The 11,926-nt window shown below is 52.6% G+C and carries 11 protein-coding genes; 5 read left to right on the top strand and 6 right to left on the bottom strand.

Going from position 1 to position 11,926, the window contains the following annotated elements:
• Positions 1–6: 6 nt before the first annotated feature.
• The 5 genes from ACYVIC_RS11775 to ACYVIC_RS11755 all read left to right on the top strand — a co-directional run bounded on the left by ACYVIC_RS11775 (position 7) and on the right by ACYVIC_RS11755 (position 3,823).
• Positions 7–1,167, top strand: coding sequence for a lipase family protein (locus tag ACYVIC_RS11775; RefSeq protein ID WP_460860157.1), 1,161 nt, complete (start codon positions 7–9; stop codon positions 1,165–1,167).
• 56 nt (positions 1,168–1,223) lie between these two features.
• Positions 1,224–1,676, top strand: a complete 453-nt coding sequence (locus tag ACYVIC_RS11770) for a hypothetical protein (RefSeq protein ID WP_460860155.1) — start codon at positions 1,224–1,226, stop codon at positions 1,674–1,676.
• Positions 1,676–2,140, top strand: coding sequence for a hypothetical protein (locus tag ACYVIC_RS11765; protein ID WP_460860154.1), 465 nt, complete (start codon positions 1,676–1,678; stop codon positions 2,138–2,140). Before ACYVIC_RS11770 ends, ACYVIC_RS11765 begins: the two co-directional genes overlap by 1 nt.
• Positions 2,141–2,209: 69 nt before the next feature.
• Positions 2,210–3,046: a 23S rRNA (adenine(2030)-N(6))-methyltransferase RlmJ gene (locus ACYVIC_RS11760; RefSeq protein ID WP_460860152.1), complete on the top strand. Its 837-nt coding sequence runs from the start codon at positions 2,210–2,212 to the stop codon at positions 3,044–3,046.
• A gap of 3 nt (positions 3,047–3,049) precedes the next feature.
• Positions 3,050–3,823 carry a S1/P1 nuclease gene (locus ACYVIC_RS11755; RefSeq protein WP_460860150.1) on the top strand — a complete coding sequence of 258 codons (774 nt, stop codon included), beginning with the start codon at positions 3,050–3,052 and terminating at the stop codon, positions 3,821–3,823.
• Here ACYVIC_RS11755 and ACYVIC_RS11750 read toward each other — a convergent pair.
• From ACYVIC_RS11750 to rlmC, 6 genes are all read right to left on the bottom strand, one after another.
• Positions 3,805–4,926: a dienelactone hydrolase family protein gene (locus ACYVIC_RS11750; RefSeq protein ID WP_460860149.1), complete on the bottom strand. Its 1,122-nt coding sequence runs from the start codon at positions 4,924–4,926 to the stop codon at positions 3,805–3,807. The genes ACYVIC_RS11755 and ACYVIC_RS11750 overlap by 19 nt on opposite strands.
• Positions 4,926–5,471: a hydrolase gene (locus tag ACYVIC_RS11745; RefSeq protein ID WP_460860148.1), complete on the bottom strand. Its 546-nt coding sequence runs from the start codon at positions 5,469–5,471 to the stop codon at positions 4,926–4,928. The genes ACYVIC_RS11750 and ACYVIC_RS11745 overlap by 1 nt, the downstream gene beginning before the upstream one ends.
• A gap of 11 nt (positions 5,472–5,482) precedes the next feature.
• Entirely contained in the window at positions 5,483–8,578 is a 3,096-nt protein-coding gene (locus ACYVIC_RS11740) for an error-prone DNA polymerase (RefSeq protein ID WP_460860146.1), read from the bottom strand.
• Between the two features lie 9 nt (positions 8,579–8,587).
• The gene (locus tag ACYVIC_RS11735; protein WP_460860144.1) at positions 8,588–9,985 is read right to left on the bottom strand and encodes a Y-family DNA polymerase; all 1,398 of its coding nucleotides are present in this window, start codon (positions 9,983–9,985) and stop codon (positions 8,588–8,590) included.
• A 1-nt stretch (position 9,986) separates the two neighbouring features.
• A complete protein-coding gene (gene imuA, locus ACYVIC_RS11730; RefSeq protein WP_460860142.1) occupies positions 9,987–10,658 on the bottom strand; it encodes a translesion DNA synthesis-associated protein ImuA in 672 nt (223 codons plus the stop codon).
• Between the two features lie 67 nt (positions 10,659–10,725).
• Positions 10,726–11,871 (bottom strand): 23S rRNA (uracil(747)-C(5))-methyltransferase RlmC, encoded by a 1,146-nt coding sequence (rlmC, locus tag ACYVIC_RS11725; RefSeq protein ID WP_460860141.1) that lies wholly within the window; start codon positions 11,869–11,871, stop codon positions 10,726–10,728.
• Positions 11,872–11,926 lie beyond the last annotated feature (55 nt).

Raw genomic sequence — 11,926 nt, 5'->3', positions numbered from 1 at the left:
CGGACTATGAAGACTATTACCCCAAAAACCGCAGTATGGCTGGCGCGAGCCCCTTACGAAGCTCAGGATATAAAAGCAGGACAAAATTACACTGCCGGGAAAAGGTTTATCACTGAGCACTTTGACTTCAACCAGACTGGAGGCGTGGTTCATGGCACTTCAGGCAGTGTAATCTCTACTCTGTTTAATCGCACAACTGGCTTTGCCATTATAGGCAAAGGTAAAGGTCATTTTACCGGTGATGTAGCTTTAGGGATTAGAGGAACCAAATTTACAAGTGGCCGTGACTGGTTTAGTAACGCTAATGCCAGTTTAGCCACCGCTGACAATAACAGTGCGGTGCATTCCGGGTTTCAAAAAGTGTTTAAGAGTATGCAGCCTGCGCTGGAAAAACAGTTGGCTCCGCTATTAAATACCAACAGCAATGGCGTAGTACATTGTGCAGGCCACAGCTTAGGTGGTGCATTAGCCAGCCTTGCCGCTATCTGGATTAAACAGCGTTTTGGTAATCGTGTAGCGTTATATACCTATGGTGCTCCACGAGTAGGGTTAAACGATTTTGCGCTTAAATCATCCGGTAGTATAGATAAAATATATCGCTGTCTGCATGGCGATGATCCTGTGCCTATGGTGCCGGTATGGCCGTTTTACCACGCGCCGCTTAATGGCAGCAGTGTGCTGTTGACGGCAGCGACTGGTATGAATATTTCGTCGCATTCAATGATGGAAAACCCGGGCTATGTCACAACCTCTCGCGGTCAGTGGGAAGATTTACAACGCAAAGGCGACGTGGTTAAAGCCGTGCGGTTAATGTACGACCGCCGCTTTGAGTGCAGTTTTAGCACTCATTGGCAAGAACGACTAACTCATGCGCTTATAACCTTATTGAAGGATGCGGGGTTCTTAACAGCCGTATCGGTGCAAATGAGCATAAGCGGTATAATGACGTTTTATGATTACCTGGCCGCCACGATTGAGAAAGTCGCGCTTATGTCGCCGCAATTTGAAACACAGGTAATGGGCTTACTTGGTCATATGCTGGTATTTGCCGGTAAAGTGGCAACCACAATTACCGAACTTAGTGTGCGCTTTATTCGCTGGGTGTTTAAAGTCACACTGGAAGCCATGTATCGCGTAGCTCGCCAGGCAATTGAAATGGTAAGCTAACTGAATTCGTTTTAAGGCTGGTCAGATCTATTCTGCACCAGCCAGGACTATATGGTATGGACACCCTGACACTGCTTAATATTATTCCTTATACCTTTTTAAACCCAATCATCCTGCTGGCATACATGTTTGCCTTTTCTGAAGATAGCGCATTGCGCTACCTGAAACTTAACGCATTTTACGATGTTGGTGGAAACTCACAACGCATTAACCTTGTGCTGTACGCTATCTTTTGTGTTGTGGCCTGTAGTGCTTTTATCGGGTTTAAAATCCTGCTGTTGCAGCCTTTAGCACAGCAACCGCTCACAGCCGAAGATATAGCGCTGGTGCAACCCGGTTGGAGCTGGCTTTTTGCCTACGTAGTAACGGCATTTACGTTAGCTACTCTGGCCTCACGCCATGGCTTGGAGGGTAATGTCGCTGGCTTTATTTTTGCGCCATTTATCCTTATAGCGACAATATTGCTGCTGGTAAATCATGTGCAGTGGCTATTAGAGAAGGTGATTTGATGGCGCAAACCGCTAGCTGGTGGATGTATGTGCTTAATGCTTTCACGCCCATGATGACCCTCTTCATGCTGCTACAGTTTAAGCTAATACAACAGCAGGCTTTACAAGCCAAACCTGATAATGCGCCAGCGTCACTGCCTCCTTTCGCCTCTGCTATCGCCGGCTTACTAACTCAGGTGCTGATGGCTGCGTTTATGTACGCTTTCTGGCTGGGAGCCCATTGGCTGGTATTTTGGTGTTTAAACAAGCCTTTATATATAGACGCTTACTTTTTTAAACCCCCGCTGGTTGTATATTGGTTTCCTTATTTATTCGGTCTGTTTTTTATATCTTACAGTTCGCTTATAGAGCCTAAGCTTACGTCGTTGCGGATTAAAGCCGTGATGGGCAGCATAAATTATTTAGCCTTTGCCGCCTGCTTTTATATGGTGTTTGTTACTTATTTAAAGTGGTTAACAACGTAAAACGGCTTGTATTTTTCTGCGTGCGCAGTATGCTGACGGCCTTTAAATTTGCCGCTACAGGCCTTGTTTATGCTCAGTTATCGCCACAGTTATCATGCCGGAAACCATGCCGATGTGGTTAAACATCTGGTGCAGGTTGCTATTGTTGACTACCTGCTGCAAAAAGATAAACCCTTTTGCTACCACGACAGCCACGCCGGTGCCGGCTTGTATAGCTTGCTGGCCGAGCAGGCGCAAAAAACCGGTGAGTATCAGGGCGGTATCGGCAAACTGTGGCAGTATCAGGCGACAAGCCCGGCTTTAGCGCATTACATTGCCTTGATAAAACAACTTAACCCTGACGGCGAGCTGGCGTTTTACCCGGGCTCACCGAAAATTGCCGCCTTGCTGCTACGCGCAGGCGACAGCATTCAGGCCACCGAGCTGCACCCGACCGACTACCCTATTCTGGCCAGCCAGTTTGCCCGCCGTCGCCACAGCCGGATAGAGCATATGGACGCCTGGGCCGGTTTTAAAGCCATGCTGCCACCGCTGCATAAACGCGGCCTGGTATTAATCGATCCGCCGTATGAGCTAAAAACCGAATACCAGGATGTGGTTACCGGTTTACAAAGCGCTTATCAGCGTTTTCCGCAGGCGACCTATGCTATCTGGTATCCGGTTATCGAGCGCGCAGCGGTAGAGGCATTTATCAGCGCTATTGTCGCCACCGGCATTAAAGATCAGCTGCGCATTGAATACTGCCCGCTGCCGGATAGCAGCGGCTTTGGCATGACCGGCAGCGGTATGTTAGTGATTAACCCGCCTTATACTCTTGCGAATGATATGCGTGCAGCACTTAATGAACTAACACCGCTGTTAAGTGCACAAGGTGAGTTTCAGGTGCATCAGCTGGTGCCGGAGTAAGCAATGCGTATTGTTATCGCCGCAGTGTTATTGCTGTTAAGCCAGCCCGTGTTTGCCTTTGGCAAAACCGGCCATCAGCTGGTGTGTGATTTAGCTTATCAACTGGTAAATAGCGATAGCAAAATAAAAATTGATACGCTACTGAAACCGTCGCCTCACACGGCGTTTGCCAATGCGTGCTCATGGCCGGATGACGTACGCTCGCAAGAGGCGTTTAAATGGAGCGCCCCACATCATTATGTCAATATGGCGCGCGGCGAAACGGCTGTCAGCATGCTGCACTGCCCGGCTCAGGGCTGTATTTTGTCGGCTATCAGCGATATGCAACAACGGCTGGCACAAAACCAGGCCGACTGGCAGGCATTATTATTTTTAGCCCACCATATTGCCGACTTACATCAACCACTGCATGTAAGTTTTGCCGATGACCTGGGTGGCAACCGCACTGCGGTGTATTTTTTTGGTCAGCCAAACAACCTGCACGGCGTATGGGATTTTGCGTTGCTAAAACAGCTGGGCTATGAAACTGAGCCAACAAAAGCCAACAGCTTGCTTGCACAAATCAGCACAGAACAACAGTTAGCGTGGCAACAAGGCGATGTACTAAGCTGGGCCAACGAATCTGCAGCCATCACGGTGGAAATTTATCAGCATTATAAACCCGGTATGTTACTCGATGAACATTATGTTAGGCAGTATCAGCCCGTTTTAGAGCAGCGCATACAACAGGCCGCGGTAAGGCTGGCTATGCTGCTCGATCAGTTACTTGCCAACTGAGCCGCTAACCAGTTAAACACCTGCTGTTGCTGCTCGGCGTTAAACTCATGGCCGTAGTGCGGATACAGTGTCGTCATCAGCTTATCGGCCGCACCATACGCCTGCCACACTGTTGCCAGTTGCGTGTAGGCATAGTCTACCCCGGCTTTGGGCATTAGCTTGTCTTTGCCGCCGTTAATAAACAGCATCGCTTTGGGGGCAGCAAGCGCGGCAATATCGGGGATATCCAGTTTTGCCGCTAAGCCCGGGTGCAACATGTAAAACGCCGACTGGCCTTTGAGAATATTATTGCCAGGTGAAATTAAATGCCGGTAGCTGTTTAACCAGGCTATCGCTACTCCGGCCTTAATATCGTCGGTTAATGCCGCCAGTTGCCAGGCGCGAAATGCCCCCATCGAAAAACCCAGTACGGCCAGCCGGCTGCTGTCGGCCTGTGATAGCTGCTTTAAATACTGTACCAAACGTAAATCTTCATAAGCGGCCATACCGGCCAGTGAACGGCCCAGCATAAACATATTACCGGCCAGGGCCTGCTGGGCGCTAAACTCTACCGGCCCGCGATCACTCCAACCAAAGGTATCCGCCGCCAGCACTAAATAGCCCTGTTTAGCCAGTGCATCGCCGACAAAGTTACCGCTGAAGTACTTATCTGCCCACTGCTGCGCTGATGGTAAGCGCTCGTCTGTCGCAAACGGCTGTATCCATTTTTCTTTGCCAATATCAAAGCGGGCACCGTGATCATGCAGCAGCAATACCGCCGGCGCAGGCTTGGCCACATCGGGTTGCAACAGCATCAGCTGCACCCGGCTTTGTTTGGTTAGCTGCACCGACCAGAGCTGGGCGCTGTAGCCATCGCGCGCTTCGGTTTTAAGCAGTGTTGCGGCAAAATCAACCGGCTCATCCGGCCACAGCAAAGCTTCGCGCAGCGCTGCCCGACCCTGTGCCCGCCAATACTGAATATCGTTAAAGTGCTGCGGTTGCCAGCTCAGCGGATAGACTGTTTGTGGTAGCAGTTGCTGATAAAAGTCCGGCAATTGCTGGTCAATCAGCGTATCGGCCTGCAGTGGCAGCGCCAAAAATAGCAGTAACCAGCAGCAGCGCATTAGCGGATCCAGCCTTTGCTGATCTGGCGGAAGGTATCAGTGCCGCAACATTCTAACCATTCAAATGCCAGCATTTCTTTGCTGATAATCTGTGCTCCGGCCTGCTGCATACGGCTTAAGGCCAGTTGTTTATTTTGCTCGGTGCGTGAGCCTACGGCTTCCTCCACCACAAACACCTGATAGCCCAGCGCCAATAAGTCCATCACCGACTGCAGCACACAGACATGGGCTTCAGTGCCCAGCACCACAATTTGCTTGCGTTCAGTACAGGCCAGGCTGCTGGCAATATGCGGCTCTTTAAGCGCACTAAAATGCATTTTCTGCAGCACCTGCGTTTCGGGTATCAACTCTGCCAGCGCCGGCAAGGTCGCACCTATACCTTGCGGGTATTGCTCGGTGGCCCACACCGGCACCTCCAGCTGCACGGCCACCTGCAACACCCAGGCTGCGGCCTGCTCGACTTCTTTGCTATCGAAAATAGCCGGTGCCAGCTTTTGCTGCATATCAATCAGTAATACCAGGCTTTGTGAGGCTTGCAATAACATAGCAGTTCCCGTTAATGAAAATCGCGTGAGGAAAGCTTAAGTTCAGCCAAAAGCGCGGATAAGTCAACCAGCTTGCCGGCGATAATATGGGTTACCTCACCCTCGCGCTGCAAAATACCGTCTACCTGTAAAATAGTGGCGGTTAAAAAGCTTTTTTGCTGTGCCTGCGCTGTGGCCAGCCACACCAACACATTGGCAGTGCCGGTTTCATCTTCCAGTGACATAAAGGTGACGCCGGCGGCGGTGCCCGGCCTTTGCCGCAACGTTACCAGGCCGCTCACCCGCACCGGGCTGTTATGCCGCACCCGGTGCAGCTGGTCTACCGGCACGCTGCGCGGTAATTTGCCGGCCTGGCGCAGCAGTGCCAACGGATGGGTTGACAGCGTAAGGCCGGTGGCCGCGTAGTCTTCCAGCATTTCTTCTACTTTACCCGGTGGCGTTAAATAAGCCGGCGCCGGTTGTGCAACCTGCGCCACCTTTGACAACAGCTCATGCTCTGTGGCAAACAGCGGCAGGCTGTGCTGCGTATCCAGTAATTGCCAGCGACTGTTATAACGATCACCACTGATACTGCTCAGCGCATTGGCACTGGCCAGCGCTTGTAAGTCGCTGCGGCTAAGCCCGGTTTGGCGCAATTGTTGTACATCACGATAGCCGCCAGCCGGGCGCAGCTTCTGCAGTAACTCTGCCCCGGCACGACTTAAACCTTTAATCTGCCGTAGACCCAGCCGTATGGCCTTACCTTGTTGTTGCAGGCCGTGATCCCACTGCGACTGATTAACACACAATGGCAACACCGTAACCCCATGGCGCCGCGCGTCCTGCAGCAGCTGCGCCGGGCTGTAAAACCCCATTGGATAACTGTTAAGCAAAGCAGTACAAAAGGCCGCCGGATAGTAGTATTTCAGCCAGGCCGAAACATAGGCTAATACCGCAAAACTGGCCGAATGTGACTCAGGAAAACCGTATTCACCAAAGCCGCAAATCTGCTGATAAATACGCTCGGCAAATTCCAGCGCATAGCCCCGGCTTTGCATGCCATCAATCAGTTTGTGCTTAAATTGCAGCAGCTCGCCGGTTTTCTTCCAACTGGCCATAGCCCGGCGCAGCTGATCGGCCTCGCCGCCACTAAAGCCGGCGGCCACCATTGCCAGCGCGATAACCTGCTCCTGAAATATTGGCACGCCCAAGGTGCGCTGCAGCACCGTTTTTACCGCCTCAGACGGATAATCCACTGCTTCTTTGCCATCACGGCGCTTTAAATACGGGTGCACCATATCGCCCTGAATGGGCCCGGGCCGTACTATGGCAATTTGTACCACTAAATCGTAGTAACAGGCCGGCTTAAGCCGGGGCAACATGCTCATTTGCGCCCGCGATTCAATTTGAAACACTCCGACGGTGTCGGCTTTTTGTATCATCTGATACACCGCAGCATCATCACCCAGCGCACTAATGCCGGCGATACTGAGCTCCTGTTGCTGATGTTGTTTCAGCAGTGTAAAACACTTGCGGATAGCGGTAAGCATGCCAAGCGCCAACACATCCACTTTTAGCAACTGCAGCGTTTCCAGGTCGTCTTTATCCCATTGGATCACGGTCCTGTCGGCCATAGCGGCGTTCTCTACCGGCACCAGCTCATACAAGGGCCCTTGTGAGATAACAAAGCCGCCGACATGCTGCGATAAATGCCGCGGGGCACCGCGAAGTTGCTCCACCAGCGTAATAAGCTGTTGTGTAATTTGGCTATTGCTGTCAAGCCCCAGCGTAGCCAGTTGCTGCTGCCAGCTTAGTGCCGGGTCGCGGCGCTGGATGTTTTTCACTAAAAAATCCAGCTGGCTAATCGGCAACCCCAACGCTTTACCGACATCGCGCAACGCACTTTTAAAGCGATAGCTAATGACCGTAGCGGCCAGCGCCGCACGTTCCCGGCCGTATTTCTGATACAGATACTGGATAACTTCTTCGCGCCGCTCGTGTTCAAAGTCGACATCAATATCCGGCGGCTCTTTGCGCTCCCGCGATAAAAACCGCTCAAACAGCACCTGAATTTTCTGCGGGTCGACCGCGGTTATTTCCAGGCAATAACACACAACCGAGTTAGCCGCCGAGCCGCGGCCCTGATACAAAATGCCGCGCGTTTTGGCAAACTGCACCACATCATAAATGGTGAGAAAAAAGTATTCGTAGTTAAGCTCGGTGATAAGCGCCATTTCTTTGTCGATAATGGCTTGCACCCGCGCTGGCACACCAGCCGGAAAGCGAAATGCACTGCCTGCTACAACCAACCGCGCTAAATAACCGGCGGCGGTTTCGCCTGCCGGCACCAGCTCGCTGGGATACTGGTATTTCAGCTCCTGCAGCGAAAAAGTGCAGCGCGCGGCAATCACACCGCTTTGCTGCAGTAAATCAGCGCTAAACAGTTTTTCCAGCTTCGCCAGCGGGCGCAGGGCGCGCTCGGCATTACTCAGCAGCTGCCGGCCTAGTTCGGCTATAGGTTTACCGGCTTTAATCGCTGTGATGCAGTGTTGCAGTGCCAGCCGCTCGGGAATATGCATCAGCACGGCACCACAGGCGACAGCCTTTAGCTGATACTGCTGAACCAACTGCCAGCAATAGCGATTAAAAGCCGCTTCGTTATGGTTAAGCTCACGGCGCAGCGCCAGCCACAGCCGCTCGCCGTGATATTTTTGCAGCCACTGGGCCCAATGTGTATCGCTGTCGTTATCGCCGGTGGGCAACCACAGCAGCAGACAGTGCTGCAATGACATCAGATCCCATTCGGTTAAGCAATATTCACCCTTAGTGCTGCGCCGCCTGGCGTTACTGATCACGCGGCACAGCTCAGCATAAGCCGCTTTGTCCGGGCACAGTAATACCAGCTTAAGCTTATCGAGCTTAAAATAACTGCCGACAATCAGTTTAATATTAAGCGCTTGCTCGTTAATTTGCCGGTAAGCCCGCACTATACCGGCCACCGAGCATTCATCGGTCAGTGCCAGCGCGCTGTAGCCCAGTTCTGCCGCTTGTTGCACCAGCTCCTGCGGGCTGGACGCGCCGCGCAAGAAACTAAAGTGGCTTTGACAAAACAGTTCGGCGTAACTCATAGGCGGCAGCTAACTAAACAAACCGTGCACAAACCATTGTTGCTGCGCCGTGCGATACAGCCACAACCACTGGCCTTTGCTATTGCGGCCAATAAAGTAATCACGCTGGGCAGCCAATTGCCAGCCATCGGGACACAAGCGCTCGGGGCCGCTGCTAATGTCTACCGCCTCTTGCAGTGGCTGCGGCTGTGGCAAGATAAATGCCGGCCGTTGCAACAAAGCCACGGCCAGCGGTTTGGTTTGCAACAACGGCAGCGGCCGGCCGCTGGCTTGCTCGGGTAAATGCTGGTTTTGCAGGCTAAGGCCACTTACTGCATTGCGGCCTAACCTGGCTTGCAGCAACGACACCAGCTGCAAGGCCGATACATTGCCCTGCTGTGGTTGAAATAAGTCGTCACTTTGCACCTGCTGCGGTGCAAATTGTATCACCTCAAGCTGCAGGCCATATACCGGCGCAGTCAGGCGATGGCTTTCCAGCTGTAGCTGACACAGTTTCAGCCAGTTTACCGCGCGATATTCGCCCTGTGCCGAACCGACGCTGTAGCTTTTTGTCTCGCTGTCACGGCAATACAAACGCAGTGTCAGTTGATGGCACAAGGCATTATTGCGCTCCAACTGTTGCTGCAGTTGCTGCAGCACCTTGCTAAGCGGCGCACTGAGCACCGCCATATCACTGATGTCATATAGCAGCTCCAGATAGCGGCTGAAGCCGGGCCCGGGCCGGATATAATCCAGCGCATGAAAAAACTCACCGCGTAAACGGCCAAGATAGCTGACTAAACGGTTATCAAAACGCCGTGCCAGCTCCGCTGTCGATAACGCCAGTAAACGTCCCACGCTATCAATACCCAAACGTTGCAGCTGCTGTTGGATATCCGGCTCCAGCTCAGTAAAGCTAAGCGGGCTGCTTTTAAGGGCTGCATCTGTGCCGGTGCAGTCCTCTGTCAGTAAATTAAGCCGCTGCAGCGCCAGACATTTTGCCGCTAATGGCGTAGCAGCGCTGGCGTAATAATACTGATATGGTAATAGCGCCAGAGCGGCCATTAACGCCGCACGGTAACCAGCCAAGCCCTGATATAGCTGCAACATATTACATAAGCGTAAGTACAGGCCGTCCGGTTCATCCAAGGCAATATCAGCACTAACCTGATACAACTGCTGTGCAATCGACATTAATACCGCCTGCTGCTGTTGCTGCTGATAAGGCAGCAGGTGCAGTGTGTTACACAAGGCCGCGGCGCTGGCCAGCCCCATATGTAATTTAACGCCCTGCTGTGCGGCCGGGGCGTTTAATTGCACTATGCAATGCTGTGCATCCACTATCGCTACCGGTAAGCTGCTGCTTACGGCATCCGTTAAGCTGTCGCATTGCAAAGATGGAAAATGCAAATACAGGTACAGCGCCATTTCAGCCGGCCTTACGCTGTGGTAACACTGCGCTGTCCGCCGCCGGATACAGCGCCGGCCAGTGTTGCTGCATATCCAGTAAAAATGCCGCTGCCGGCCAGCCGCCCTTGCGCTTATGCACGCTAAGCTGCAGCCCCTGCCGGTGCGGTTTTAACTCCAGGCTTAAATTTACCGGCAAACTCATGCCAGCTGCCGGCTGGCGCAGCAACACCAAACTGGCGGCGCCTTGCTCTGCCGCCAACTGTAAACGCCGTGCCAACGCCAGCTTCAGCGGTACCTGCCACATTAATACCGCGGCGGCGCAACCACTTTGCAAGCACTGCTCTGCTGCCCACAGCGCCTCTTTGGCCGTTTTAGGCGTAATAATCACTAACTGCGACAGCACTATGCCGGCAGCGGCCAGCATATCGGCACAAGGCTGTGCCGGAGGCGAGATAAACACCAGCAAACGGCCACTGCGCTGTTGTTGTTGCTGCAAATAGGGCAGCAGCAGCCTTAGCTCGCCGATACCGGTATCGGTTTGAATATCGATAAGGCCGGTAGATGGAAAGCCGCCGGCCAGTTGTTGATCCAGCTGCGGGTAGCCAGATGTTACCGCCTGATAGGCTGCCTGCTGGCTGTTGCCATGCCATAGCAGCTGGCGTCTGGCTAATTGTTGAAGTAATGCCGACATAATACACCCAATAATACTGCATATTAATACAGTATATACTGAGATATGCAGGATGCAACTGCGCGGATTAAACCCGTCTTTGCAGCAGTGTTAGTACCTCATAATGATTGCTGTGGGCGAACATATCAAACAGCTGCACTTTCAAAAGCTTATAATCTGCTAGTACCGCAAGGTCTTGCGCCAGCGTTTGGGCGTTACAGCTGGAGTAAATTAACCAGTGCGGCGCTAAGCGTTGTATATCCCGGCACAGTGTCTCCCCCAACCCCCGCCGCGGCGGGTTAACGACCAGTAAATCCGGTGCCTGTGCTGCGGCAGCGGCAAATGCGGCCGAGTCCAGCGCCTGAAACTGCACCTTGTTTAACCCCAACTGCGCTGCAGAGCGCCGGGCGCTGGCAATGGCAGCAGGCGCAATTTCAATGCCGGTTAGCTGTTGTGTTGGTTTAGTCAGGTGCAAACCAAAGCCGCCGACACCGCAAAACAGATCCCAAATCTGGCTGAAGTCACCCTGTCGCTGTTGCAACTGCACAGCCCAATCGGCTGCCGTTTGGTAGAGCGCGGCGGCCATCACCGGCTGAGTTTGAAAAAAGCTTTGCGGCGTTAAATACAGCGGCACCTGGTTTAGCTGCTCGGCTAACAGTGTTTGCTCTGTCAGGACAATTTCTTCTTCGCCCTCCAGCAGCGCGGCTGCTTTAGGTTGCAGGTTTACTGAGCACACCTCCAGCTCTGGCCACTGTGACAATAACCAGGGTAAGTGTTTTTCAATCGATGCCAGGCAGTTTTTTGAGCGCAGCACAAAACGCAGCATAAAACGGCCACTGTGCCGGCTTTGGCTAAGCAAAATAAACTTCAGCTCGCCGCGCCGGACGCTAACATCGTAAGGGACTAACTTGGCGCGTTGGATAAAGGCCTTGCATAGCGCAAAGGCCGACACAAACGCCGGCGGATACAATGGGCAGTCAGCTAAATCGACCGCTTCGCCTTGTGCATTAATAATGCCCAGCAGCGGTTCGTCTAGCGTGCCCAGCGCTACCATTTTGGCTTTGTAGCGAAAACCTGCCTCAACAGATGCCATCGGTGCAAGCAGCTGTTCCGGGACAAAAGGCTGTAGTAATGCGGCTAAATGTTGCTGTTTATCTGCCAGTTGCTGCGGATAACTTTTATCAAGCCACTGACAAGATTGACAGCGGCTGGTTTCAAAATACTGGCAATACATAAATCCCCCGGTAACAGCTGCGCCTAGTTTACCGGTTCAGCGCAGCATCACCAAG

Source organism: Rheinheimera gaetbuli (genome assembly GCF_054781935.1).
The sequence above is the reverse complement of the archived record's forward strand: the minus strand, read 5'-3'. Positions and strand labels throughout refer to the sequence as shown.

Coding starts and splice junctions, on each gene's coding strand:
- ACYVIC_RS11775 (WP_460860157.1), top strand. CDS start 7: ATGAAGACTATTACCCCAAAAACCGCAGTATGGCTGGCGCGAGCCCCT.
- ACYVIC_RS11770 (WP_460860155.1), top strand. CDS start 1,224: ATGGACACCCTGACACTGCTTAATATTATTCCTTATACCTTTTTAAAC.
- ACYVIC_RS11765 (WP_460860154.1), top strand. CDS start 1,676: ATGGCGCAAACCGCTAGCTGGTGGATGTATGTGCTTAATGCTTTCACG.
- ACYVIC_RS11760 (WP_460860152.1), top strand. CDS start 2,210: ATGCTCAGTTATCGCCACAGTTATCATGCCGGAAACCATGCCGATGTG.
- ACYVIC_RS11755 (WP_460860150.1), top strand. CDS start 3,050: ATGCGTATTGTTATCGCCGCAGTGTTATTGCTGTTAAGCCAGCCCGTG.
- ACYVIC_RS11750 (WP_460860149.1), bottom strand. CDS start 4,926: ATGCGCTGCTGCTGGTTACTGCTATTTTTGGCGCTGCCACTGCAGGCC.
- ACYVIC_RS11745 (WP_460860148.1), bottom strand. CDS start 5,471: ATGTTATTGCAAGCCTCACAAAGCCTGGTATTACTGATTGATATGCAG.
- ACYVIC_RS11740 (WP_460860146.1), bottom strand. CDS start 8,578: ATGAGTTACGCCGAACTGTTTTGTCAAAGCCACTTTAGTTTCTTGCGC.
- ACYVIC_RS11735 (WP_460860144.1), bottom strand. CDS start 9,985: ATGGCGCTGTACCTGTATTTGCATTTTCCATCTTTGCAATGCGACAGC.
- imuA (WP_460860142.1), bottom strand. CDS start 10,658: ATGTCGGCATTACTTCAACAATTAGCCAGACGCCAGCTGCTATGGCAT.
- rlmC (WP_460860141.1), bottom strand. CDS start 11,871: ATGTATTGCCAGTATTTTGAAACCAGCCGCTGTCAATCTTGTCAGTGG.